The following is a 24,482-nucleotide window of genomic DNA, read 5'->3' as shown; positions in this document are numbered from 1 at the left end:
AGGGCCCGAGGTCGTCCTAGAACTCGTAGTCGGCGATCACCCAGGTGGCGAACTCCCGCCACAGCGCGACGCCCGCCTGGTGCGCCGGGTGCTCGAGATAGCGCTTGAGCGCGTCCGCGTCGTCCACGGCCGAGTTGATGGCGAAGTCGTAGGCGATGGGCCGGTCGCTGATGTTCCAGGCGCACTCCCAGAAGCGGAGCTCCTCGATCTGGCCGCCGAGCGCCCGGAAGGCCTCGACGCCCTCCACGACGCGCGGATCGTCGCGCTCGACGCCGTCGTGCAGCTTGAACAGCACAAGGTGGCGGATCATCACTTTCCTCCGTTGGCGGCCCAGGTCATGAAGTCGCCCACGGCGCCCGCCGCGTCCGATATGCCCTGGAAACCTATCTGCACGTAGTCGGCTGCCTTGGCCGGATCAGTGATGATCACGTACAGCACGAAGACCACGACCACATAGACGGCGATCTTCTTCGAGTTCACCGCCACCGCGGCCTCCCCTGTCCCTTCGACCCACGCCTTTCGGTCGCTCATGATCGCACGAAGGGCCCCGTCTTTCGACGGGGCCCTTCTCAAGCGGTAGCGGAGGGATTTGAACCCTCGGTGACTTGCGCCACACTCGCTTTCGAGGCGAGCTCCTTCGGCCGCTCGGACACGCTACCGAGACAGACCTTACAGCACGGAGCGGCATGCTCTGAAATCGGTGTTGCGGCCGACGAACGGCCGTACGGGCAGCCGTCCGGGGCCCCGTCGGACCGGGTCAGCGGTCGCGGAAGAAGTCCGTGAGCAGCCGGGCGCAGTCGTCCGCGAGCACGCCCCCGATCACCTCGGGGCGGTGGTTGAGCCGCCGGTCGCGCACGAGGTCCCACAGGGACCCGGCGGCGCCCGCCTTGTCGTCGCGGGCGCCGTAGACCACGCGGTCCACGCGGGACTGCACGAGCGCGCCCGCGCACATCGTGCACGGCTCCAGGGTGACGACGAGCGTGCAGCCGACCAGCCGCCACTCGCCCAGTTCCACGGCGGCCCGCCGGATCGCGAGGACCTCGGCGTGGGCCGTGGGATCCCCGGTGGCCTCGCGTTCGTTGTGCCCGGCGGACAGGACGGTGCGTCCGTCCGGCGCCAGTACGACGGCGCCGACGGGCACGTCCCCGCCCTCGGCGGCCCGCCCGGCCTCGGCCAGGGCGAGCCGCATCGCGGCCCGCCACCGGTCGCGCACCGGGTCGGGCGGCGCCGCCTCGGGTTCGTCCTCGGCCGGCGCGGTCAGCGGACGGCCTCCAGGACGTCCAGGGCGCCGAGGGCCTCGGCGATCTCCCCGACCGCGTCCCCGGACATCGAGCGCAGTTCCTTCTCGCTCACGCCGAGGTCGTCGAGGATCTCGGCGTCGCCGACCGGCCCGTGCGGCACGGCCTCGGTCGAGCCGGCGGCCGCGCCGGAGTCGTCGCCGCCGTCCTCGTCGTCGTCGTCGGACTCGCCGTCCTCCGTGCCGTCGAGGTCGAGGGCGTCGAGGTCGTCGCCGTCGTCACCCGGCTCCCGGCCGAGCAGTTCGTCGGTGAGCAGGATCTCGCCGTAGCTGCTGCGGGCGGCCGCGGCGGCGTCCGAGACGTAGATACGAGGGTCCTCCTCACCGTCCACCCGGACGACTCCGAACCACGCGTCCTCCTGCTCGATCAGCACGAGCACCGTGTCCTCGTCGGGAGAGGCCTCCCGGGCCAGGTCGGCAAGATCCGACAGGGTTTCCACATCGTCGAGCTCTGTGTCGCTCGCTTCCCACCCGTCTTCGGTGCGCGCGAGCAGTGCGGCGAAGTACACCGTGACTCTCCCACTGGTCCTAGGGGTGCCGGTTGGGGATCCCCCCGGCGGAGGCTACGGGCGGGGGAGCGGTGCTCCGAGCCCCACCCACTCGGAATCGTGGCAGAAACAAGGCACTCAGGGGACGTCTTCGGCGCCCTGTGTCCGGCTGTTTTGACCGGCGTCCCGGAAGTGCTCGCCCGGGCCGCCGCCCAGCAGCGCTCTCGTCGCCGCCACGTGCGGATCGTACGCGGATTCTCGCGGTCCCCGCGTCCGTCCGTCACGACCAACGTCGGCGCGGCGCACGATCTTCCCCGGCCGGCTCAGGAAGTTCGCCGTACGGCGAAGGGGGCAGGGGGCTACCAGCGGAAGGTGCGCATGCGCATCGCGTGCCGCAGCCGGGCGGTCTTAGCGCGGCGCGGCTGCACGCGGTCCCGCAACTGGCGGGCCTCCGCCAGATCGCGCAGGAACTGGGCCCGGCGCCGACGCCGTTCGGCCTCCCGCCCCGCCTCGGGCTCCCGCGGCGGAGCGCCGTCCGGCTGTCGCCCCGGCGCCGCACCCGGCTCCGTCCCGTGTTCCGTCCCCCGGTCCGATCCGGGGGACGGCGTGTCGTGGAAGTCCCGATCCGGCACAGTCTCACCACCCAGCGTCCGTCCCTCCCACCTTCCCCCGGTCGGACGGTTTGACGCCCGCGAACGAGTGGAGCCGCGTCGCGCGCCTTGCCCCGCTGCGGGCACGCCACCCCCACGGAGCCCGGTTACTGTGGTGGACATGCGTCTCCACGTCGTCGACCACCCCCTGGTCGCCCACAAGCTCACCACGCTGCGCGACCAGCGCACCGACTCCGCGACCTTCCGCCGTCTCGCCGACGAGCTGGTCACCCTGCTCGCCTACGAGGCCACGCGCGACGTGCGCACCGAACAGGTCGACATCCACACGCCGGTGGAGAAGACCACCGGCGTCAAGCTCTCCCACCCGCGCCCGCTGGTCGTGCCGATCCTGCGGGCCGGTCTCGGCATGCTCGACGGCATGGTCCGGCTGCTGCCGACCGCCGAGGTGGGCTTCCTCGGCATGGTGCGCAACGAGGAGACGCTCCAGGCGTCCACCTACGCCACGCGCATGCCGGACGACCTGTCCGGCCGCCAGGTGTACGTCCTGGACCCGATGCTGGCCACCGGCGGCACTCTGGTCGCGTCCATCCGGGAGCTGATCAAGCGCGGCGCCGACGACGTGACGGCGGTGGTGCTGCTGGCCGCCCCCGAGGGTGTCGAACTCATGGAGCGCGAGCTGGCCGGCACCCCGGTGACGGTCGTGACGGCCTCGGTCGACGAGCGGCTGAACGAGCAGGGCTACATCGTCCCGGGCCTCGGCGACGCGGGCGACCGCATGTACGGAGCGGCCGAGTAGTACCTCGTAGCGTCGCTCAGCAGCTCTTCTTCTCCGCGGCGGGCGTCGGCCGCGGCGCGGTCAGCTCGGCCAGCGCCGCGTCGGCGGTCGCGGGCTTCGCCAGCCCCTTGAAACCGTTGCCGATGATCAGGTCGACGGCGGCGCCCTTGCGGGCCGCGTCGGTCTGGCGCTCGGCGCCGGGGAGTTGGGTCCCGAGCACGGGCAGCGCCGTCTTCGCGGAGGCGGCCGGGCCGAGCAGAACGCCCGTGCCGACGACCTTCTTGTCGTACTTCTCGGGCGCGTTGCTGACGTCGCCGACCCGGAAGCCGCGCTTCTTCAGCTCGTCGGCGGTCTTCTGCGCCAGACCGCTGCGGGTCGTCGCGTTGAGCACGTTGACGGTGACCTGACCGGGCTTGGGCAGCACCACGGCGGCGGGCGAGGCGCTCGCCTTCGCGGGGGTGGCACAGCCTGCGGCACCGGCCGCCGAGGCCTTGTCGCCGCCGGTGAAGACGTCGATGAGCTGCAGCGTGCCCCAGCCGAGCACGCCGAGAACGGTGACGGAGGCGACGGCGGCGACCGCGATCCGGCCGCGTCGCCGCGCCGGGCGCATCCGCGGGAACCTGTCCCCCGTGATCTTGTACTGGCCACCCATGCCGGGAGGAGTCAGCATGCTCATGAGCGCAGCGTAGTGCGCGGGAGCGGTGATGCCTATTAGATGATCAGTCGACGTTCCGCAGTCGGGTGGCAAGGCAACCCGAAAGGGTCAAGCGCGGGCCCGCCGGCCCGGTCAGTCGAGCTCGAGAACGCGGGCGTGCAGCACCTGTCGCTGCTGCAGCGCGGCCCGCACCGCCCGGTGCAGTCCGTCCTCCAGGTACAGATCGCCCTGCCACTTCACGACATGCGCGAAGAGGTCGCCGTAGAAGGTGGAGTCCTCGGCCAGGAGCGTTTCCAGGTCGAGTTGCCCCTTGGTCGTCACGAGCTGATCGAGGCGGACCGGGCGCGGAGCGACGTCCGCCCACTGCCGGGTGCTTTCCCGGCCGTGGTCGGGGTACGGCCGGCCGTTTCCGATGCGCTTGAAGATCACACGGAAAGCCTACCGGCCCGGACGTTGCGGGCGCAGCCATGGCGCCGGAGTGCGGCGCCGGAAAAGACGCCGTAAAGGGGACCAAACACCGACGGGGCCGCGAGATCGACGAGCGCGGGATCTCCCCCGGGGGCGGCGGAGACGGTACGCGCCCCGCCTCCGCCGCCCCGCGCGGTGCCTCAGCGGCGCCCCCGTTCCGGCGAGGGGGCCGGCTGCGGCTCGGTGCCGCGCTCGGGGGTACGGCGGGCGGCCTCGGCGCGCAGGAGGGCGCGCAGGGCGGCGTAGGGGTCGTTGGGCATGGCGGTTCCTCGTTCCTGGTGCTTCGCGTGCTTGTTGCGGTGCGCGCGGAGACCGGCGGTCGGGCCGGTCCGGCGCGGTCAGCAGCGCAGAACCACGGAACGCGGGCCGCGGGGAGGGGCGGTGGCGTTCTCGGTAGGGGCGTCGAGGCGCAGGGGAGTACGACGGCGGTCCGCCGTGCGGCACGGCGGGACCGGCCGGACCACGGCCGCACGCCGGCCGCACCGGCCCGGAACACGCAGGGCGGTGTCGAGGTGGTCGTACTCCCCCGCGGTGCCGCCCGCGCCGGCCACCGGCGTGACCGGCACCGCCTGGGCCGTCACGTGCGTGCCGGGCACGACGAGGACGAGCAGCAGGACCAGGACCCGCAGACAGGCGCCGAGGCGTCCGGAGAGGACGGCGGTGCCGGCGTGCGGTGCGGGTCTCACCCCACTCGTGTCCCCGCCCGGCGTACGCCGTCCATCGCGCCGGGGGCGAGATCCGCCCGCTCGGCGTACCGGACGCCGCTCACAGGCTGTGCGGGACCCGCCCCGCCCGTCCGCGCAGCCGCAGCGACGTGACGATCTCGACGACACCGACGACGACCAGCCACCAGCCGCCGACCAGCATGAGGACGGTGGCCGACTCGACCGGCGAGTCGATCAGGACGATGCCGGCCGCGATGGTGACGACGCCGAGGAAGACGTGCCAGCCGCGCGCGGGCATCGCCGGGTCGTGCACGGCGGCCACGATCTGCGTGACGCCGCGGAACAGCCAGCCGATACCGATCCACAGCGCGAGCAGCAGCACCGACTGCAGCGGGCCGCGGAAGCAGAACAGACCCAGCAGGATCGACACGGCGCCGCTGATGAAGGCCAGCACCCGCAGCGAGGTCCTGCGGTGCGTGCCGAAGGCGGCGGCCAGTTGCAGCACGCCGCTGATGACGAGGTAGAGGCCGAAGAGCACGCCGGCCGCGAGCAGCGATGCACCGGGCCAGACCAGGACCAGCACGCCCAGGACGAGCGAGGCGACCCCGGTGAACAGCACGGTCTGCCAGGCGGCGCGGGACAGCTGGTGCAGGGGCCCCTCGAAGGGCGGCTCGGGCTCGTGCTCCTGCCGTACGGCGCCCGGGGCGCGGGTCCCGTACCGGCCGTGCACCCCTCGGTCGTCGTACGGCGTCCCGCCGGGGGAGCCGGAAGGTGGTTCGGTCATGCCCCATGTTGGGAGCCACGCCGGCGTGCCCGCCACCGGGGAGGGTCCGCGGGGCTGATGCCGCCCGGCGCGGGTGCGGGGCCCACCGGTCCCGGGTTGCCCGGTCGCCCGGCGTGGGCGCGGGCGCGCCGGGTGGACCCACTGTCCCGGCGTCGGCGTGACTCCCGGCGCGGGTGTGGGGGCGGGGTGAGGCGGCCCGGCGCTGGCGGGGTGCCTCCCCCCGTGCCTGAACGGCCTGGGAGGTACCCCAGCGCCCACCCGTGCCGCCCCAGCGGCACGCCTGCCCGCAGCGGGGGCGGCAGGCGTGGCGACTGCCCGCAGCAGCAGCAGCGGCGGCGGCGGTGGCGTGGCGGACTGCCTGCGGCTGGGGCGGCAGGCATGGCGACCGCCCGCAGCAGCAGCGGCGGCGTGGCGGACTGCCTGCAGCTGGGGTGGCGTGGCGACTGCCGCAGCGGGGGCGGCAGGCATGGCGACCGCCCGCAGCAGCGGCGGCGTGGCGGACTGCCTGCAGCTGGGGTGGCGTGGCGACTGCCCGCAGCGGGGGCGGCAAGCATGGCGACTGCCCGCAGCAGTGGCGGCGGCGTGGCGGACTGCCTGCGGCTGGGGTGGTGACGGCGGCGGGGAGCCGCGTACGGCGGGGACGGGGCAGTGGCGTGGGGCGGGGGAGAGCCGCGTACGGCGAGGAGGGGTCGGGTCGGGGGGTGTCCGCCCGCAGCGGTTGGCGCGTCCGCGCCGGGGGAGATCTGTGGCCGACCGATTCCGCGCCGTTCCGAGGACGGACACCCCCCGGCCCGGCCCCGACCCACCCCCCGAACCCGAGGCGCTACGCGCACCCCCACCCAACCCGCACAGGCGCCGCAGGCACCCCCACCCCCACCACCGCAGGCACCCCGCACCACCACCACCACGCACCCCGTACAGGCCGCCGCAGGCATCCGCACCCCACCCCACCCGCGCAGGCGCCGCAGGCCTCCCACCACCAACCACCCACCGCCGGAGGCACCCGCACCGGCGCCGCAGGCATCCGCACCCCCACCGAACCCGCACCGGCGCCGCAGGCATCCGCCCCCCTACTTGCCGGAGGCCTTCGCAGCCGCCTTCATCTCCTGTTTGTGCGCCCGCACCTTGGTCAGCGACTCCGGCCCCCTGATGTCCGCGACGGACCGGAAGGAGTCGGGCTCCCCGTACGCGCCCGCGGCCTCGCGCCACCCCTCGGGGCGGACGCCGAGCTGCTTGCCGAGCAGCGCGAGGAAGATCTGGGCCTTCTGCTTGCCGAAGCCCGGAAGCGCCTGGAGCCGCTTCAGCAGCTCCCCGCCGGTGGACACGCCCCGCCAGACGCCCTCGGCGTCACCGTCGTACGTCTCGACGAGGTATTGGCACAACTGCTGCACCCGCCCCGCCATCGACCCGGGGTAACGGTGCACGGCCGGCTTCTCGGAGAGCAGCGCGGCGAACACCTCGGGGTCGTAGGCCGCGATGTCGTGCGCGTCCAAATCCTCCGCGCCCATCCGCCGGGCGATGGTCGACGGCCCCTTGAACGCCCACTCCATCGGCACCTGCTGGTCGAGCAGCATGCCGATCAGCGCGGCGAGCGGACTGCGCCCGAGGAGTTCGTCGGCCTCGGGGTCCTGGGCGAGGTGAAGTGTGACGTCCATGGTCCCGATGATCGCCTGTACGGGCTCAGCTCGCGCGCCAGTACCCCAGCGAGTTCACCCGCTGCTTCGGCACCCCCAGCTCCTTGCGGACGTACGACGAGAGCGCCCGCGTCGTCGCCGTGTCGCAGGCGATCCAGACGAACGGCTCGGAGGCGGCCCCCAGCAGCTCCGGCAGCTCCTCCTTCACCCGGCCCACCAGATGCGCCCCCGCGTCCCGGCGCGGCACCGCGCGGACCTCGTGCCGCCCGGGAACGGCCCGGAACGGCAGCCCGTCGTCCGTGCCGCCCTCGAACCAGACGGTCGCCGGCACCGGCCCCAGCGCGTCGAGGAGGGAGTTGAGGGCGGGCAGGGACGCCGGGTCCGCGACCGCGAAGACCCGCGACGGGAGGGGCTGCGGCACCTCGAACCCGGTCCCCTGGACCGTCGCCTCGATCGTGTCACCCGGCTTCGCCGCCCGCGCCCAGTCGCTCGCGCACCCCTCGTGCAGGGCGAACTCCATGGCGAAGGTGCCGGCCTCCGGATCCGGGTCGACCAGCGTGTACGCCCGCTGGTGCGGCCGGCCCGCGTTCTCGAACCACAGCCGCACCCACATCGTCGGATGCACCCCGGTCGCCGCGAGCATGCCCCCGTCGGTCAGGCGCAGCCGCCGGAAGTCCGCGGTCACGTCCTCCGCGTCCGTCACCGTGAACTCGAAGTCCTTCGCGCGCATCAGCTTGAGGACCGCGCCCTCCCAGCCCCGCCCCTGCCCCATGTTTCCTTCACCTTTCACGTACTATTCGGCCACGACCAGAATACTTAGGTGAGCCTAACCTAAAGGAAAGTGGGGCACAGGGGTGAGCGCCGAGACCTACCGCGACGCCTGGGGAATCCCGCACCTGCGCGCGGACTCCGCGGCCGAACTGGCCCGCGCCCAGGGTCGGGTGACCGCGCGCGACCGCGCCTGGCAGCTCGAGGTCGAACGGCACCGCGCCCAAGGAACCTCCGCGTCCTTCCTGGGCCCCGAGGCCCTGTCCTGGGACCGCCTCGCCCGCCGCGCCCGCCTCGCGGACACCGCACGCCGCTGCTTCGGGGCCCTGGAGCGGAAGGACCCGGAGACGGCCGCCTGGGTGCGGGCGTACGTCGACGGAGTCAACGAAGGGCTGGCCGAAGACGGCACCGCCCCGGAGTTCGCCCGCACCGGTCTCGCCCCCGGCCGCTGGGAGCCCTGGACCCCGCTGGGCGTCTGGCTCGGCACGCATCTCCTCTTCGCGGGCTTCCCCGCCAAGCTCTGGCGCGAGCACATCACGGCGCACCTGGGCCCGGAGGCCGTCGCCCTGTTCGCCACCGACGGCCCGGGCACCGCCGGCAGCAACGGCTGGCTGGTGAGCGGCGAGCGGACCACCACCGGACACGCCCTGATCGCGGGCGACCCGCACCGCTTCATCGAGGAACCCGGGGTCTATCAGCAGATCCACCTGTCCTGCCCGGAGTTCGACGTCGTCGGCCTCGCCGTGCCCGGAGTCCCCGGCGTCGCCCACTTCGGCCACACCGGCACGGTCGCCTGGGCCATCACCAACGCGATGGCCGACTACCAGGACCTGTACCGGGAGCGCCTGCGCCGCACCGGCGCCGGCGTCGAGGCGCTCAGCCCCGACGGCACCTGGCACCGCGCCGCCCGCCACACGGAACGCGTCGACGTGGCCGGGGAGGAGACCGTGGAAATCGAGGTCATCGAGACCGACCGGGGCCCGGTCGTCGTCGGCGGCCCCGAGGGCCTGGACGACGGCACCCCGGCCGCCCTCAGCCTGCGCCACCCGCCCCGCGTCACCGCCGACCTCGGCTTCGGTGCCCTGCTGCCGCTGCTGCGGGCCCGCACGGTCGCCGACGTGGACCGCGCCCTGGACGCGTGGACCGAGCCGGTCAACGTGGTGCAGGCCGCCGACACGGAGGGCGGCCTGCTGCACCGGGTCGCGGGCCGCGTGCCAATACGGCCGAAGGAGAACGGCCTGCGCCCCGTACCGGCCTGGGTGCCCGGCCACGAGTGGACCGGCTGGCACACCCCGCCCCGAGCCGGGCTCACCGACGGCGTCGCCGTGATGGCCAATCAGCGCGGCCCGTCCTCCCCACTCGGCGTCGAGTTCGCCCCACCGCACCGCGCCGACCGCATCGCCGCCCTGCTCGCGGGCAAGGAGCGCTGGTCGGCGCCGGACATGCCCACGATCCACACGGACACCCACCTGGCCTCGGCGACCCCTCTCCTGAACCACCTCGCCGCTTTGACCACCTCAACCACCTCAACCACGGGGGCCACCCCAACCACCTCAACCACCTCAACCACGGGGGCCACCCCAACCACCTCAACCACCTCAACCACGGGGGCCACCCCAACCACCCCAGCCACCTCAACCACGGGGGCCACCCCAACCACCCCAGCCACCTCAACCACTGGGGCCACCCCAACCACCCCAGCCACCCCGGCCCCGCTCACCGCCGAGGCCGCCGCCCTGGGCGCCCGCCTCCTCGCCTGGGACCGCCGCATGGACGCCGAGAGCACCGACGCGGCGGCGTACGCGGCCCTGCGCGCTGCGGTCGTACGCAGACTGGCGGCGCACCCGGCCCTCGCCCCCGCGTCCGTGCCGCTCGCGTACCCCGAGGTGCTGCAGCCCTGGCTCGCGTTGGTGCCGCGCGTCGCGTACGCCCTCGAACACCTCCTGCGCGCGGACGACCTGTACGGCATCGACCGCGCCGCGACCGTCCGCGCCGCGCTGGAGGAGGTCGCCGCCGCGCCGCCGCCCGGCACCTGGGGCGACACCCACCGTCTGGCCCCCTGGCGGGCGCTGCCGGACGTCAGCGGCCCCGCGGCCGAGCCCGGCCTCTCCGGCGACCACGACTGCGTGCTGTGCACCTCCCCCGTGCCCGGCCTCACCGACCGCGCCGCTCGCGGCCCGGCCGCCCGGTACGTCTGGGACCTGGCCGACCGCGACAACAGCCGCTGGGTGGTGCCGCACGGAGCCTCGGGCGTACCGGGCTCGCCCCACCACCGCGACCAGCAGCCCCTGTGGCTCGCCGGTGAACTCGCTCCGGTGATCACCGACTTCACCCGGCTCACGAAGGAATCCGATGACTGACGCCCAGCCGACCCCGTACGCCGACCGGCCCGCCGTGCACGAGCAGCACCTCGACGGCTTCGGCACCGTCCGCGTCCTCCCCCTGGACCCCGCCGTGGACGCCACGCGGATCCACGGCTGGGTGAGCGAGGAAAGGGCCGCCTTCTGGGGCATGAACGGCCTGACGAGGGAACAGGTCGGCGCCGTCTACGCGCACATGGACACCCTCGACACCCACCACGCCTTCCTGGTCGTCAAGGACGGCGATCCGGTCGCCCTGTTCCAGACCTACGACCCCGCGGCCGACCGGGTGAGCGAGTGCTACGACGCCGAGCCGGGCGACATAGGGGTCCACCTGCTCCTCGCCCCCGCCGGAGCCGAGGGCGCGCGCCCCGGCTGGACCGCCGCACTGTCGGGCGCCCTCATGACGTACGTCCTGCTGGGCCTGGACCGGACCCGGGTCGTGGTCGACCCGGACGTGGCCAACGACAAGGCGATCGCCCGCTTCCGCAGGCAGGGTTTCACCGCCGGCCCCGCGGTGGTCCTGCCCGAGGTCGACCTGCCGGACGTGTACCTGCCCGAGAAGAAGGCGCAACTCGCCTTCCTCCGCCGGGAGGTAGCGTTCGCGGGATGACCGACGTGCCGACCGCCGACGACCTGATCGCGCACTACGCGCTGGAGCCCATCCCGCGCGAGGGCGGCCTCTTCCGACGCACCTGGGCAGGGCCCGAGCGCGCGGACGGCCGCCCCGCCGGTTCCGCCATCGTCGCTCTGCTCACCGCCCGCCCGGGTGACTTCTCCGCCCTGCACCGCCTGCCCGCCGACGAGGTCTGGCACTTCTACCTCGGCGACCCGCTCGAACTGCTCCTCCTCGTCCCGGACGGCAGCGCGCGTACGGCCGTGCTGGGACCGGACGTCCTGGGCGGGCAGCACGTGCAGTTCACCGTCGAGGCCGGGACCTGGATGGGCGGCAGGGTGGCGGCGGGCGGCGCGTGGTCGCTGTTCGGATGCACGATGGTGCCCGGATTCACCTACGGGGACTACGAGCACGGCGACGCCGCCGACCTCACGGCGCGCTACCCGGCCGCGGCCGAGCGGATCGTGGCACTGTGCCGCCCATGACCCCCTCCCGCGCCCCCTCTCCCTCCTCTTGTCCACCTCTCCTCGACGGTCAGGTCGCCCTGGTCACCGGCTCGGGCGGCGGCATCGGCCGGGGCATCGCACTGCGCTTCGCCGAGGAGGGCGCGGCGGTGGCGGTGCACTGCCGTACGGCGGCGGAGGCGGCCCGCGACGTGGCGGAACGGATCCGGGACCGGGGCGGACGCGCCACCGTCCTGCGCGCCGACCTCACCGACGAGGACGCCTGCCGGCGCCTGACCGAGGAGGCCGCCGACTGGGGCGGCGGACGGCTCACGGCGCTGGTCAACAACGCGGGCGTGCAGCCGCTGCGGGAACTGCCCGGCATGACGGCGGCCGAGTGGCGTGAGGTGGTCGACACCAACCTCACCGGCGTCTTCGCGTGCACGCAGGCCGCGGCCCGGATCATGCGGCACCAGGACGGCGGCGGCACGGTCACGCACATCGCCTCCATCGAGGCGGGCGCCCCCGCCCCCGCTCACGCGCACTACAGCGCCTCCAAGACGGCGGTCGTGATGCACGCCCGGTCGGCGGCGCTGGAGTACGGCCCGTGGGGGATCAGAGCCAACTCCGTGTCACCCGGCCTCATCGACCGCGAGGGCCTGACCGAGGCCTGGCCGGAGGGCGTACGGCGGTGGCGTCGGGCAGCGCCGACGGGGCGGCTCGGGCGCCCGGAGGACGTGGGCGACGCATGCGTGTTCCTCGCCTCGCGGCTGGCGTCCTGGGTGACCGGCCACGACCTCGTGGTGGACGGCGGGGTGACGGCACGCCCGTCGTGGTGAGCACCCGTCGGCCGCGCGACTGAGCGGGGCGGCCTCCCCGTCCGTACGTATCGGCGAGGCAGTGGGTCCCGACGACGGAGATGCGACGTGAGGTGTGGCGGCGGTGCGTGCGCTGGAGACCGGGGACGAGGGTGCGGCCGGACGCAATGGACGCGGCCCGTACCGGGGAACCGGGAGCGGCGACCGGTCCCACGCGGGGTCCCGCGGCGAGGGGACCCGCCGGGGACCCGGTGCCGACCGGCCCACCGGGGACTCCGGCGGCTGGTGCTGCTGGGCTCCGTGCTGGCCCTGCTCGTCCTCGGCGGCGCCGGACCGGCGTCCGCCCATGCCGCCCTCGCCTCCACCGGCCCCGAGGACGGAGCCGTCCTCCGGCGGGCGCCCGCCCACGTCACCCTGACCTTCAGCGAGTCCGTCGGCCTGCGCGACGACTCCTTCCGCGTCCTGGACCCGGGCGGCCACCGGCTGCACCTGGGGGAGGCCGGACGCGCGGACGGGCGTTTTGACACGGCCCGGGTCGCGCTGCCGGGCGAGCTGGGGGAGGGGACGTACACCGTGGCCTGGCGGGTGGTGTCCGCCGACAGCCACCCCGTCTCCGGCGCCTTCACCTTCTCGGTCGGCAAGCCCTCCCAGGCGGCCGCGCCCGTGGACACCGGCCCCACCGAGGACCCGCTGACCGCGACCCTCCACAAGATCGCCCGCTACCTCTCCTACCTGGCCGCGGCCCTGCTCATCGGCGCCGCCGCCTTCGTCGCCCTGTGCCGCCCGCCGGACCCGGCGCCGCTGCGCCGCCCCCTGGTGGCGGCCTGGTGGGCCCTGCTGGCGGCCACCCTCGCCCTGCTGGTGCTGCGCGCCCCGTACGAGGCGGGCACGGGCCCGTCGGCGGCCCTGGACCCGGCCGCGCTGCGCGACACCCTCACGACCCGCCCGGGTGCCCTGCTCCTGGCCAGGCTCGGGCTGCTGCTGCCGGTCGCGCTGTACCTGGCCCGCGCGGCTCGCGCGGCTCGCGTGGACGGCGTGGACCGCGGCGACCGGCGCCGGGGCAGCCTCCCGCTCGCCGCCGCGGTGGGCGTCGTCCTGGCCGTCGGCCTCGCCCTGACCTGGGCCGCCGCGGAGCACGCCTCGGCCGGCATACAGGTGCCGGTCGCGATGACGTCCTCCGTGCTGCACCTGCTGGCCACCGCGGTCTGGCTCGGCGGCCTCGTCGCCCTGCTCGTCACCCTGCGCGCCCCGCACCCCTCCCCGGAAACGGCCGGTCCGGTCGCCCGCTTCTCGCGGACCGCCTTCGCCGCCGTGACCGTCCTGGTCGTCACCGGCGTCTACCAGTCCTGGCGCGGCCTCGGCTCCTGGCAGGCGCTCACCGGTTCTACGTACGGCAGGCTGCTGCTCGCGAAGGTGGTCCTGGTGGCCGTCCTGCTGGCCGCGGCGGCGGTGTCCCGGCGGTGGACGGCGGCGCTGGTGACCGCCCCGGTCGCCGTACGCGAGCCCGACCGCGTCCCCGAGCGGATACCGCAACCGGCGGGCGGCCCACCGCCGGAGACACCGAAGCCACCGCCCCCACCGGGCCTCGACACCGACCCGGGCACCAACACCGACACCGACGCCGGCCCCGGCACCGACGGCACCAGCACCGGCCCCGGAGACGCCGGGTCCGGGTCCGCCCTCCGACGCGGTCTGTACCGTTCCGTCCTCGTCGAGGCCGTCGTCGCCGCCGTGGTGCTGGGGGTCACCACCGTGCTCACCGCCACCCCGCCCGGCCGTTCCGCGGAGGAGGCGGCACGGGCGGCCGTACCGGCGGGCGGGGTGCTGCCCGCGTCCGTCACCACGATGCCGTTCGAGGTCGGCGCCTCGGGCCGGGGCACGGTCCAGATCACCCTGGACCCGGGCCGTACCGGCGACAACGCGGTGCAGGCCGTCGTCTTCGGCCCCGACGGCAGCCTGGCCGCCGTGCCCGAACTGCGCCTCTCCTTCACCCTGCCCGACAAGGACGTGGGCCCCATCGAGGCCGAGCTGGTCGACCGGGGCGGCTACTGGAGCGCCAACACCGTCACCCTGCCCCTTTCGGGCACCTGGACGATGAAGGCGACCGTCCGGGTGTCGGAGATCGACCAGGTGAGCGAGACCCGGCGGATACGGGTGGAGCGGTAACGGCCGGTCTTGCCGGAGTACGGAAGTCCCAGCCCCGGTCCGACTGCCGTCCCGCCTCGTTGTGTTCCGGGTTCCGGATGACCGAAGCTGCCGGAGAAGCGGGAGGGGGAGGGGGAGGGGCGATGAGGGCGAGGGCGGCGACGGCGTCCCGGGCGTGGGCCACGGCGCGGCCCACGGACGGGCCGCAGGACAGGCGCCGGGCACGGCGCACGGGCGTCCTGTTGATCCTGCTGTCCCTGGCCTCGGCGGTGGCCTGATGCCTCGTCTTCGCCTGGTGGCTGCCCTCCGACGGCGAGCGCTACCGGGACTACCGCGCGGCCGAGTCGTGCTTCTCCGGCGAGCTGAGCCGGTCGGACACGGACTGCCTGAGCACCTGGCACCTCACCGTGGAGAAGACGGTGAACAGGACGGCCGGCAAGGAATCGGTCCACGACGCCACCCTGACGTACCGGGACTCCTGGCGGGGGACCGTGCACTTCAACGGCTCGGGACCGCTCCTGGAACGGCTCAGGCCCGGCGACCGGGTCACGGCCACCGCCTGGCGCGGCGAGATCATGGTGCTCGCCGAGGGCGGCGTACGGCAGGACACCCGGGAGGCGCCGCGTGACGAGCTTCAGATGAACGCAGCGGTCGGCGTACTCGCCGGGCTCGTCGCGGCGCAGTGCCTCGTCTTCGGCACGGTCCGCCTCGTCAGGCCGCAGGCCCACGAACCGCTGACCTGGGAGCCGTACGGCAGGCGGTTGCTCTTCGGCGTGATCGGCGTGTGCTTCGCCGTGGGCCTGTCGGCGGTGTGGGCACGCGTGCCGTGGTGGACGGTGCCCCTGGTCGCCGTGCCGTCGGCGATGGGCGCGGCGCTGTGGTTCCGCGTCCGCCTCCGCCCCCGGCGCTAGGGGTGCAGGATCACCTTCGTGTAGCCCTCGACCCGCTTGTCGAACTTGTCGTAGCCGGACGGTGCCTGCTCCAGCGGCAGCTCGTGGGAGACGACGAAGCTGGGCGTGGCCCGGCCCTCGACGATCAGGTCCCGCAGCCGGCGGTTGTACCGCTTGACGTTGCACTGCCCCGTGCCGACCCGCAGCCCCTTCTCGAAGAGCCGGCCGATCGCCACGAGGAGCATGCCCTGCTTGGCCTGCTCGTCCGGGCCGCCCGGGTCGGCCGGGACGTAGAGCCCGGGAACGCCCAGGGCACCGGTCGGCCGGACCGTGTTGACCAGCGAGTTCAGGACGGTCGCCGGTTCCTCCTTGTCCGTACCGCCCGCCGTCGCCTGGTAGCCGACGGCGTCCACGCCCTTGTCGGTGCCGGCGCCCCCGGTCTGGTCCTTGATCTGCTCGACCGGGTCGCCGGCGGAGAAGTCGACGGGCACCGCGCCGATCTCCTCGGCCTTGCGCAGCCGCTCCGGGACGCGGTCGACGACGAACACCTTCTTCGCGCCGCGCAGCAGCGCCGAGTAGGCGGCCATGAGCCCGACGGGACCCGCCCCGTACACCGCGACGCTCTCGCCGGGACGGACGTCGGCGAGTTCGCAGCCGTGGTAGCCGGTGGGGAAGATGTCGGCGAGCAGGATGAAGTCGGTCTCGTGGGCGTCGCCCTCGGGCAGCTTCAGGCAGTTGAAGTCGGCGTACGGGACGCGCAGGTACTCGGCCTGGCCGCCCTGCCAGGGCCCCATGGAAACATAGCCGTACGCGCCGCCCGCGAAGCCGGGATTGACGGTCGTGCAGTAACCCGTGTACCCGGCGGCGCAGTTGGTGCAGAAACCGCACGCGACGTTGAAGGGCATGACCACGCGGTCGCCCGCCTTCAGCCCGGTGACGCCCTCACCGACCTCGTCGACGATCCCCATGTTCTCGTGGCCGAAGACGATGCCCGGCTCGGCGGCGGTGCGTCCCTCGTACATGTGGAGGTCGGACCCGCAGATCGCGGTCGAGGTGACGCGCACGATCACGTCGTTCGGGTGCCGGAGGCCCGGCTTCTCCACCTCTTCGACCGCTACGGAGAACGGCCCCTTGTAGACGACAGCCTTCATGATCGCGACCTCCCGTCCGCGCGCTGGCCCCCGTGACCCACCTCTCATGCTTCTCCGGTAGAGGAGGTGGGGCAAATCGGGTCGGATCGGCGCGACCGGGGGCGCGTCCGTCCTAGCTGGGCTCCTCGGTGGCCGGCCCTTCCTCGCGCTCGCTCATCCTGGCCTTGATCACCGGGCTGACGAGCAGGTCGTACACCAGGACCCCGACGACCCCGCCGATGAGCGGGCCGACGATGGGGATCCACCAGTAGCCGCTGAACCACTGGAAGGTGCCGGGCAGGGCGATGTCGCCCCAGCCCTCGAAGAAGGTGAACAGGCGGGGGCCGAAGTCGCGGGCCGGATTGATCGCGTACCCGGCGTTGGTGCCGAAGGTGAGACCGATCGCGACGACGACGAGCCCGATGAGGAACGGGTGGAGATTGGCCGCCGGAGCGGTGTTGCGGGTGTCGATCAGCGCGCAGATCAGCAGCAGCAGGATCCCGGTGCCCACGATCTGGTCGAGCAGGGGGCCCCACCAGGAGTCGCCGAAGTACTCGGCGGGGAAGGTGGCGAAGATCGAGTACGTCGACAGCGACGTCTCCCGGGTCTCGCCGGCCTTGGCGATGGCCGCGTCGATCGCCCACCGGTAGCAGGCGTACACGAGCGCTGCGGCCACGAAGGCGCCCACGACCTGCGCGAGCCAGTAGGGCAGGACCTTCCGCCACGGGAAGTCCCGCCGCACCGCGAACCCCAGGGTCACCGCGGGGTTGAGGTGCGCCCCGCTCACGCCGCCGGCCACGTACACGCCGAACACGACGGCGAGGCCCCATCCCCAGGAGATGATGAGCCAGTTGGCGGCCCCGAAGTCCACGGTCTGCCGGCCCGAGCCCGGCAGCCCGGCGACCGCGACGGCCACCGAACCGACGCCGAGCAGAATCAGGACGAACGTCCCGAGGAACTCGGCGCACATCTCGCCGCCGAGTCCCTTTCGATAACCACGTCGATGTACCACCCGTTCGGCCACCGGCCCTCCTTCGCTGGATCGGAACAGACCAATCCGCTCCATACCCGCACAAAACGTCGCCGGGTCGCTCAACCGGGCAAGTGCACCGGTTGGCACGCGAAAATTCCCCTCGACGGAGCAAGGCCGGACCCGGCGAGGAACGAGGAAGAAGAACCCGGACGAGGACGGTGCTGGGCATACGGCTGCGTAGCCCGGAGCCAGGACAGCGAGGCGTAAGCACGATGTCGAAGGGCCCCACCGCAAGCGGTGGGGCCCTTCGACATCGTGCCCGGTGAGGCACTGGCGGAGGATACGAGATTCGAACTCGTGAGGGGTTGCCCCCAACACGCTTTCCAAGCGTGCGCCCTAGGCCTCTAGGCGAATCCTCCGCCGAGAACATTACATGACGCCGGGGAGTGCTTGCGAACTCGTTCCGAGGGCCCCGCATCGGGTAACGTGTGGGCCAGCCCCTCACGCGGCGCTATCTGACTGAACTCCCCCAGGGCCGGAAGGCAGCAAGGGTAGGTCGGCTCTGGCGGGTGCGTGGGGGGCGTCTCGTTTGCGGGCGGTCCGGTTGTCGGTGGGCGCCTATAACCTCGTATGCGTGTCGTCTCTCGCGCTCTACCGCCGTTACCGCCCGGAGTCCTTCGCCGAGGTCATCGGGCAGGGGCATGTCACCGACCCGCTGCAGCAGGCGCTGCGGAACAACCGGGTCAATCACGCGTACCTGTTCAGTGGTCCGCGCGGTTGCGGCAAGACGACCAGTGCCCGGATCCTGGCGCGCTGTCTGAACTGCGAGCAGGGCCCGACCCCGACCCCGTGCGGCGAGTGCCAGTCCTGCCGCGACCTCGCGAGGAACGGGCCGGGTTCGATCGACGTCATCGAGATCGACGCCGCCTCGCACGGTGGCGTGGACGACGCCCGCGACCTGCGCGAGAAGGCCTTCTTCGGGCCCGCCTCCAGCCGGTACAAGATCTACATCATCGACGAGGCCCACATGGTCTCCCCGCAGGGCTTCAACGCCCTGCTGAAGGTCGTCGAGGAGCCCCCGGAGCACCTCAAGTTCATCTTCGCGACCACCGAGCCCGAGAAGGTCATCGGGACCATCCGGTCGCGGACCCACCACTACCCCTTCCGGCTCGTGCCGCCCGGCACCCTGCGCGACTACCTCGCCGACGTGTGCGGCAGGGAGGGCATCGCGGTGGAGGAGGGGGTGCTGCCGCTCGTGGTGCGGGCCGGCGCGGGGTCGGTGCGTGACTCCATGTCCGTCATGGACCAGCTGCTCGCGGGTGCCGGCGCCGACGGTGTGACGTACGACATGACCACCGCCCTGCTCGGCTACACGGACGGCTCGCTGCTCGACTCCGTCGTCGAGGCCTTCGTCTCGGGGGACGGCTCCGCCGCCTTCGGGGTCGTGGACCGGGTGATCGAGGGGGGCAACGACCCGCGGCGGTTCGTCACCGACCTGCTGGAGCGCCTGCGCGACCTGGTGATCCTCGCCGCCGTGCCCGACGCCGCGGAGAAGGGACTCATCGACGCCCCGGCCGACGTGGTCGAGCGGATGCAGGCCCAGGCCCAGTCGTTCGGCGCCGCCGAGCTGAGCCGCGCCGCCGACATCGTCAACGAGGGGCTCACCGAGATGCGCGGCGCCCACTCGCCGCGCCTCCAGCTGGAGCTGATCTGCGCACGCGTGATGCTGCCCGCCGCGTACGGCGACGAGCGGTCCGTCATGGCCCGGCTGGACCGGATCGAGCGCGGGGTGCAGTTCTCGGCCGGTGCGGGCGCACCCGCCATGGGCTACGTGCCGGGGCCCGAGGCGCATGCCGGTGCCGGGGGCGCGGCACCCGCCGGGGCTCCGCTGCCGCCGGGCGGCGGACCCGCCGCGGCCCGTGCGGCGGTACGGGGACAGGGCGCCGGTGCGCCGGGCGGTGGCCCGGGCGGTGGCTCGTCCTCCGCCGCGGGTGCCGGTGCTGCTCCTGGTGCCGGGGCCGGGGCCGGGGCCGGTGTCGGCGCCGGGTCCTCGGCCGACGTGGGAGGCCCTTCCGCCGAGGGCGGGCAGGCGCCGGCCGTGTCTGCTCCCGCCGCCGCTGCCGGTCCCGCGGCTTCCCCCGCACCTGCCGCCGCCGCTCCGGCTCCTGCTTCCGGTTCGGCGCCGGCTCCCGGTGCCTGGCCGACCGCGGCTCCCGCGGGTGGCGGGCGCCGCCCCGGTGGGTGGCCCACGGCGGCCCCTGCGGGAGGTGGGCAGCCCCGGACACCGGCCGCTCCCGGTCCGGCTGTCGGCCCCGCCACGACTCCGGCCCCGGCTCCGGCCTCCGCTCCGGGCGGTCCCGCGCCGGCCTCTCCGCCGCCGGGCGCTTCAGGTATCGACCCCCGCTCGCTCTGGCCCAACATCCTGGAGGCGGTCAAGAACCGCCGCCGGTTCACCTGGATCCTGCTCAGTCAGAACGCCCAGGTCACCGGCTTCGACGGCACCTCCCTCCAGCTCGGCTTCGTCAACGCCGGCGCCCGGGACAACTTCGTCAGCAGCGGCAGCGAGGACGTGCTGCGGCAGGCCCTGGCCGAGCAGTTCAACGTGCAGTGGAAGATCGACGCGGTCGTCGATCCGTCCGGCGGCTCGGCGCCCCCCTCCGGTGCGGGTCCGTCCGGCCCCCCGGGGCCCTCCGGTGGCTTCGGCGGCGGAGGAGGCGGCTTCGGCGGTGGCAGTGGCGGGGGCGGTTTCGGTGGGGGCGCGCCCGCGCAGCGGCCGACGGCGCCCGCGTCCGAGCCCACCGCCCCGCCCGCGGCCCCCGCGCCGGCTCCGGCGTCGGCTCCGGCCGCCGCCCCCGCGTCCCGTCCCTCGGCACCCGAGCCGCCCCCGGTCTCCCCCGAGGACGACATCCCCGAGGACGACGACCCGGACCTCGACGAGTCCGCGCTCTCCGGCAAGGAACTGCTGGTCCGCGAACTGGGCGCGACGGTGGTCGAGGAGATCGCCAACGAGTAGCGGCCCGAGCCGGGCGCCCGGCCTGGAGGAAGCCACAAGCCTCCGCGGCCGGTCCCTTCGGAAGCCCGCACAAACCGCGGCGGCCCGTTCCCATTAGGCTTCACCCCGTGAAGGTCCTTGTCATCGGCGGCGGCGCCCGCGAACACGCCCTGTGCCGTTCCCTGTCCCTCGACCCCGACGTCACCGCGCTGCACTGCGCACCCGGCAACGCCGGTATCGCCGAGGTCGCCGAACTGCACCCGGTCGACGCCCTCGACGGCGCGGCCGTCACCGCGCTGGCCACCCGGCTCGGCGCCGAGCTGGTCGTCGTGGGACCCGAGGCGCCGCTGGTCGCCGGGGTCGCCGACACCGTCCGCGAGGCGGGCATCCCGGTCTTCGGGCCGTCGGGGGAGGCGGCGCGGCTGGAGGGCTCCAAGGCCTTCGCCAAGGACGTGATGGCCGCCGCGGGCGTGCCCACGGCCCGTTCCTACGTCTGCACGACCCCCGACGAGGTCGACGCGGCCCTCGCCGCCTTCGGCGCGCCCTACGTCGTCAAGGACGACGGGCTGGCCGCGGGCAAGGGCGTCGTCGTCACCGACGACGTCGAGACGGCCCGCGCCCACGCGAACGCCTGCGACCGCGTCGTCGTCGAGGAGTTCCTGGACGGCCCCGAGGTCTCCCTCTTCGCGATCACCGACGGCGAGAACGTACGCCCGCTCCAGCCCGCCCAGGACTTCAAGCGCGCCCTCGACGGTGACGAGGGCCCGAACACCGGCGGCATGGGCGCGTACTCGCCGCTGCCGTGGGCCGACCCGAAGCTGGTCGACGAGGTCGTGCAGAGCGTGCTCCAGCCGACCGTCGACGAGCTGCGCCGGCGCGGCACACCGTTCTCGGGACTTCTCTACGCCGGGCTCGCGATCACCTCGCGCGGTGTGCGCGTGATCGAGTTCAACGCCCGTTTCGGCGACCCCGAGACCCAGGTCGTGCTGGCCCGCCTGAAGACCCCGCTCGCCGGTCTGCTGATGGCCGCCGCCACCGGCAACCTCGCCGACCTCGAGCCGCTGCGCTGGAGCGACGAGGCGGCCGTCACCGTGGTCGTCGCCTCCCACAACTACCCCGGCACCCCGCGCACCGGCGACCCGATCACCGGCCTCGACGAGGTGGCCGCCCAGGACGCCCCGCACGCCTACGTCCTGCACGCCGGCACCCGCGCCGAGGGCGACGCCGTCGTCAGCGCCGGGGGCCGCGTCCTGTCCGTCACGGCCACCGGCGCCGACCTCGCCGAGGCCCGGGACCGTGCCTACCGGGCCGTCGCCCGCGTCCGTCTCGACGGCTCGCAGCACCGCACCGACATCGCGGCGAAGGCGGCGGGCGCGTAACCCGCGACCTTCCCGGTCACCGGATCCGACAGGCCCCGGCTCCCTCCCAGGAGCCGGGGCCTGACCTTTGCTGTCCGTCCGCAGCTTTCCCCAAAGCCATTCCATCGGGTGACCGATGGGCCATACGGCTGACGGGCGCGGGGCCCCCAACTAGGGTGCCGCGCAGGCGTTCCGGCACTTGGCCCACCGGCATTGCGATGTCAGTGCCGGGTGCCACAGTGGGTGGAGTGAGCAGAACCCGAAGAGCAGGAAGCCCAGGACGATCGGGAGAGCAGTAGTGCAGCAGGACGGTCCAGCAGGTACAGGGCATACAGGACAGCGATGAGGGGGTGAGGTCCGGCCGTGACCGCTCTCGGTGGTGTGGAGATGGGCGTGCTGGCCGCGCGTACCCGGGCGCTTGCGGTGCTGCGGGTCCGCAGCCGCGCGCTGGCTGTGGCCCTGCTGCCCGCCGCCGCGGCCGTGATCCTCCTCGTCGGCGGATCCACCGGGCGCCTCGTGGGCGGCGGCTGGGACGTCCTGCGCTGGGTGGTGTCCGTGCTCGCGCTGCTCGTCCTGCCGGCCGCCGTCGGAGTCGCCCTGGTCGTGGCCCGCGCCAAGCCCGCCGTGACCCCCACGGTCACGGTCTCCGAGGAGTCGGCGCCCGAGCTCTACCGGATGGTGCGTGACCTGGCCGACCGGCTCGACGTCCCCGCCCCCTCGGCGATAGCGCTCACCCCGGACTGCGACAGCTGGCTGGAGGACCGCACCCCTTCGCTGCAGGGCCCGCCGCCCGTGGACAGGGACGACGACGGCCTGCCCGGCCTCGGCGACCGCGCCCGCCGCCGGAGTGCCGTCGCGGCGCCCGTTCTGGTCATCGGCTCACCGTTCCTGTGGTGGATGCGGGTGGGCGAGCTGCGCGCCGTCCTGGCCCCGGTGGTCGCCGGTACGGGGCCTTCGGCGCACCCCGACATAGCCGCGGCCCGGCGCTTCATACGGGGGCTGGACGCCGCCGTGGCGGTGGCCTCGGCGGCCCGGCGCGATCCGCTGTCCCGGGTGGCGTGCGCGGGTCTCGGCTGGGTCTCCCGGCTCCTGCTGCGCAGCTGTCGGCGGCACGCGACCGAGATGGAGCGCGGGGTCGCGACCGCGGCCGCCGAGCGCGCACAGGCCGTGGACTACGGTCTGCGGATCGTCGCGCAGGAGCAGGTGGGGCTCGCCTACGCGGGCTGGGACCGGCTGCTGACCCGGGTGGCGCTGCCCGCCTGGCGGATGGGCCGCTGGCCCTCCCGGCTGGACGTGGGCGTCGTCGCCGCCCTCACGGAGCTGTCGCGCCGGGACCGTCTGGCCGAGGGCTTCGCCTCCCGCCTGGGCGAGCGTCCCGCCTGTGACCTGCTGGAGGAGCCCGGGGTGGTGGACGAGGCGGTCTCGCTCCTCGCCGCGCGCCTCTTCCACGGAGGGCCGGCCGAGACCCGTCCGGACTGGTCGCCGGTCGGCTGGGAGGACTATCCCGAGGAGGTCGTCGACCGGTCCTGGCGTACGGACGCGGCCCGTCTGCACCGGGTGCTCGACACCCTGGGCGTCCGCCGCTCCGGCGGGGGTACCGCACCGGGCACGGACGGCCCGACCCTGGCCCGCGTCCTGGACCACCTCACCACCCCGGACCCCGCTCGCACCCCCACCTCTCCCACAGCCCCCGACGCGGACCCGGCCCCCGAGACACACCCCGCAACCGGCACCGCACCCGCCGACGCGCAGGCCCCGCAGGCCCACCACGCCGCCCCGCATCCGGTGTACGCCGACCACGACGCCCCTGCCGGCGACTTGGACGACCTCGCCGGCCCCGTCGCCCGGCGCGGCGCCCCCGACGCCCCCGGCGACGGGCACGCCCCGTGCGGCGACCACGCCGTCCCGCACCCACCGCACGGCGACCACGCCGACCCTGCTCCGCCCCGCGCCGACCACCACGGCACCCCCGTCGACGACGAGGACGACGACGACCTCGCCGGCACCACGGCGCCGGGGGCCGTCCTGGCCGCCGGGCTCAGTGCGCAGCTGGCCCGTGAGGAGGCGCGGGAGCGGCCCGTCGGGGCCGGGGTTCCCTCCTCGCCCCCCGGTCCGGGCGCCGGGGCGGGTCCCGACGCGGCCCTCTGGGACGACCATGCGCTTCCCCTCCTGCCGTTGCAGCCCCCGCGCACCGGGCGCGAGATCCTCACCGCGCACATCACGGCGATAGTGTGCTGTGCGGCGATGGACACCGTCGGCGCGGCCCCCGGCCTCGACTGGCTCGACGGGCCGGCGCTCCTGCTAGACGGCGCCCGCACCGCGGACCTGGCGCCCAGCGTGCTCAGCCTCGTCGAAACGGGGGACCCGGGCCCGCTGCGCGCCTGGATGACAGAGCTCGGCATACGCCCGGAGAAGCCGGTGCGACTGGTCTGACGCCCGTACCGCCCCGCCATCCGCCGGCCGCCCCCCATCACGCCGTCGCAGGCGGGCGCGAAGGAATCGGACGGCGCCATTCCACTTTCGGCCACTTCGCGACGAACAGTGACCGCACGCGTGCGACATGTGATGTGCTGGGACCGATCGCGCACATGGCAAAGGCGTTCGTCATACGC

General features: G+C 74.1%; 24 protein-coding genes, 2 tRNA genes and 1 other RNA gene. 12 read left to right on the top strand and 15 right to left on the bottom strand.

All coding sequences use genetic code 11. From position 1 onward, the window contains the following. Positions 1-16: 16 nt before the first annotated feature. From AB0P07_RS31085 to AB0P07_RS31060, 6 genes are all read right to left on the bottom strand, one after another. Positions 17-310 carry a Dabb family protein gene (locus AB0P07_RS31085; protein ID WP_365556405.1) on the bottom strand — a complete coding sequence of 98 codons (294 nt, stop codon included), beginning with the start codon at positions 308-310 and terminating at the stop codon, positions 17-19. Continuing rightward, positions 310-531 carry a hypothetical protein gene (locus AB0P07_RS31080; RefSeq protein ID WP_164418939.1) on the bottom strand — a complete coding sequence of 74 codons (222 nt, stop codon included), beginning with the start codon at positions 529-531 and terminating at the stop codon, positions 310-312. Before AB0P07_RS31080 ends, AB0P07_RS31085 begins: the two co-directional genes overlap by 1 nt. A 43-nt stretch (positions 532-574) precedes the next feature. Then, positions 575-659: transfer RNA gene (locus AB0P07_RS31075), tRNA-Ser, on the bottom strand. Positions 660-757: 98 nt separating this feature from the next. Further along, positions 758-1,189 carry a tRNA adenosine(34) deaminase TadA gene (gene tadA / locus AB0P07_RS31070; RefSeq protein ID WP_365556403.1) on the bottom strand — a complete coding sequence of 144 codons (432 nt, stop codon included), beginning with the start codon at positions 1,187-1,189 and terminating at the stop codon, positions 758-760. Between the two features lie 68 nt (positions 1,190-1,257). Beyond that, positions 1,258-1,806, bottom strand: a complete 549-nt coding sequence (locus AB0P07_RS31065; RefSeq protein ID WP_365556401.1) for a hypothetical protein — start codon at positions 1,804-1,806, stop codon at positions 1,258-1,260. A gap of 338 nt (positions 1,807-2,144) precedes the next feature. Then, a complete protein-coding gene (locus AB0P07_RS31060; protein ID WP_365556399.1) occupies positions 2,145-2,417 on the bottom strand; it encodes a hypothetical protein in 273 nt (90 codons plus the stop codon). Between the two features lie 139 nt (positions 2,418-2,556). On the opposite strand from AB0P07_RS31060, the gene upp reads away from it, so the two are divergent. Then, positions 2,557-3,192 carry a uracil phosphoribosyltransferase gene (gene upp / locus AB0P07_RS31055; RefSeq protein WP_061446998.1) on the top strand — a complete coding sequence of 212 codons (636 nt, stop codon included), beginning with the start codon at positions 2,557-2,559 and terminating at the stop codon, positions 3,190-3,192. Between the two features lie 16 nt (positions 3,193-3,208). Here the strand turns inward: upp and AB0P07_RS31050 are convergent, their stop codons facing one another. From AB0P07_RS31050 to AB0P07_RS31025, 6 genes are all read right to left on the bottom strand, one after another. After that, on the bottom strand, positions 3,209-3,823 hold the full coding sequence (locus AB0P07_RS31050; protein ID WP_365556470.1) for a LytR C-terminal domain-containing protein: 615 nt from the start codon (positions 3,821-3,823) through the stop codon (positions 3,209-3,211). A gap of 135 nt (positions 3,824-3,958) precedes the next feature. Continuing rightward, positions 3,959-4,255, bottom strand: a complete 297-nt coding sequence (locus tag AB0P07_RS31045) for a type II toxin-antitoxin system VapB family antitoxin (RefSeq protein ID WP_003999914.1) — start codon at positions 4,253-4,255, stop codon at positions 3,959-3,961. A gap of 377 nt (positions 4,256-4,632) precedes the next feature. After that, positions 4,633-4,980 carry a hypothetical protein gene (locus tag AB0P07_RS31040; RefSeq protein WP_365556398.1) on the bottom strand — a complete coding sequence of 116 codons (348 nt, stop codon included), beginning with the start codon at positions 4,978-4,980 and terminating at the stop codon, positions 4,633-4,635. 79 nt (positions 4,981-5,059) lie between these two features. Further along, the gene (locus tag AB0P07_RS31035) at positions 5,060-5,743 is read right to left on the bottom strand and encodes an HdeD family acid-resistance protein (RefSeq protein ID WP_365556396.1); all 684 of its coding nucleotides are present in this window, start codon (positions 5,741-5,743) and stop codon (positions 5,060-5,062) included. Positions 5,744-6,813: 1,070 nt separating this feature from the next. Next, entirely contained in the window at positions 6,814-7,398 is a 585-nt protein-coding gene (locus tag AB0P07_RS31030) for an HhH-GPD-type base excision DNA repair protein (RefSeq protein ID WP_365556394.1), read from the bottom strand. 25 nt (positions 7,399-7,423) lie between these two features. After that, positions 7,424-8,149: a siderophore-interacting protein gene (locus tag AB0P07_RS31025; RefSeq protein WP_365556392.1), complete on the bottom strand. Its 726-nt coding sequence runs from the start codon at positions 8,147-8,149 to the stop codon at positions 7,424-7,426. Between the two features lie 82 nt (positions 8,150-8,231). Between AB0P07_RS31025 and AB0P07_RS31020 the strand changes: the two genes are divergently transcribed. From AB0P07_RS31020 to AB0P07_RS30990, 7 genes are all read left to right on the top strand, one after another. Then, positions 8,232-10,505, top strand: coding sequence for a penicillin acylase family protein (locus AB0P07_RS31020; RefSeq protein ID WP_365556391.1), 2,274 nt, complete (start codon positions 8,232-8,234; stop codon positions 10,503-10,505). Then, positions 10,498-11,118 carry a GNAT family N-acetyltransferase gene (locus AB0P07_RS31015; protein WP_365556389.1) on the top strand — a complete coding sequence of 207 codons (621 nt, stop codon included), beginning with the start codon at positions 10,498-10,500 and terminating at the stop codon, positions 11,116-11,118. Before AB0P07_RS31020 ends, AB0P07_RS31015 begins: the two co-directional genes overlap by 8 nt. After that, the gene (locus AB0P07_RS31010) at positions 11,115-11,606 is read left to right on the top strand and encodes a cupin domain-containing protein (protein ID WP_365556387.1); all 492 of its coding nucleotides are present in this window, start codon (positions 11,115-11,117) and stop codon (positions 11,604-11,606) included. The genes AB0P07_RS31015 and AB0P07_RS31010 overlap by 4 nt, the downstream gene beginning before the upstream one ends. Next, entirely contained in the window at positions 11,603-12,403 is an 801-nt protein-coding gene (locus AB0P07_RS31005; protein WP_365556385.1) for a glucose 1-dehydrogenase, read from the top strand. The genes AB0P07_RS31010 and AB0P07_RS31005 overlap by 4 nt, the downstream gene beginning before the upstream one ends. Positions 12,404-12,667: 264 nt before the next feature. Beyond that, positions 12,668-14,548 (top strand): copper resistance protein CopC, encoded by a 1,881-nt coding sequence (locus tag AB0P07_RS31000; RefSeq protein ID WP_365556384.1) that lies wholly within the window; start codon positions 12,668-12,670, stop codon positions 14,546-14,548. Positions 14,549-14,670: 122 nt separating this feature from the next. Next, entirely contained in the window at positions 14,671-14,805 is a 135-nt protein-coding gene (locus AB0P07_RS30995; RefSeq protein ID WP_365556382.1) for a hypothetical protein, read from the top strand. 141 nt (positions 14,806-14,946) lie between these two features. Further along, on the top strand, positions 14,947-15,438 hold the full coding sequence (locus AB0P07_RS30990; RefSeq protein WP_365556380.1) for a hypothetical protein: 492 nt from the start codon (positions 14,947-14,949) through the stop codon (positions 15,436-15,438). Here AB0P07_RS30990 and AB0P07_RS30985 read toward each other — a convergent pair. From AB0P07_RS30985 to AB0P07_RS30975, 3 genes are all read right to left on the bottom strand, one after another. After that, entirely contained in the window at positions 15,435-16,568 is a 1,134-nt protein-coding gene (locus AB0P07_RS30985) for a glutathione-independent formaldehyde dehydrogenase (RefSeq protein WP_365556378.1), read from the bottom strand. The two genes, AB0P07_RS30990 and AB0P07_RS30985, sit on opposite strands and share 4 nt — an antisense overlap. A 112-nt stretch (positions 16,569-16,680) precedes the next feature. After that, positions 16,681-17,517: an MIP/aquaporin family protein gene (locus AB0P07_RS30980; RefSeq protein ID WP_365556376.1), complete on the bottom strand. Its 837-nt coding sequence runs from the start codon at positions 17,515-17,517 to the stop codon at positions 16,681-16,683. 334 nt (positions 17,518-17,851) lie between these two features. Then, positions 17,852-17,939, bottom strand: a tRNA-Ser gene (locus AB0P07_RS30975). Between the two features lie 73 nt (positions 17,940-18,012). Between AB0P07_RS30975 and ffs the strand changes: the two genes are divergently transcribed. The 4 genes from ffs (at position 18,013) to AB0P07_RS30955 (ending at position 24,303) form a co-directional block, all read left to right on the top strand. Next, positions 18,013-18,109: signal recognition particle sRNA small type (gene ffs, locus AB0P07_RS30970), an RNA gene on the top strand. Positions 18,110-18,154: 45 nt separating this feature from the next. Beyond that, positions 18,155-20,533, top strand: coding sequence for a DNA polymerase III subunit gamma and tau (locus AB0P07_RS30965; protein ID WP_365556374.1), 2,379 nt, complete (start codon positions 18,155-18,157; stop codon positions 20,531-20,533). A gap of 107 nt (positions 20,534-20,640) precedes the next feature. Continuing rightward, entirely contained in the window at positions 20,641-21,891 is a 1,251-nt protein-coding gene (gene purD, locus AB0P07_RS30960) for a phosphoribosylamine--glycine ligase (protein WP_365556372.1), read from the top strand. 342 nt (positions 21,892-22,233) lie between these two features. Next, positions 22,234-24,303 carry a hypothetical protein gene (locus AB0P07_RS30955; RefSeq protein ID WP_365556370.1) on the top strand — a complete coding sequence of 690 codons (2,070 nt, stop codon included), beginning with the start codon at positions 22,234-22,236 and terminating at the stop codon, positions 24,301-24,303. Positions 24,304-24,482 lie beyond the last annotated feature (179 nt).

Origin of the sequence: Streptomyces sp. NPDC085944, assembly GCF_040686295.1 — a bacterium.
GTDB lineage: Bacteria > Actinomycetota > Actinomycetes > Streptomycetales > Streptomycetaceae > Streptomyces > Streptomyces salinarius.
This window is presented reverse-complemented; position numbering and strand designations above follow the sequence as displayed.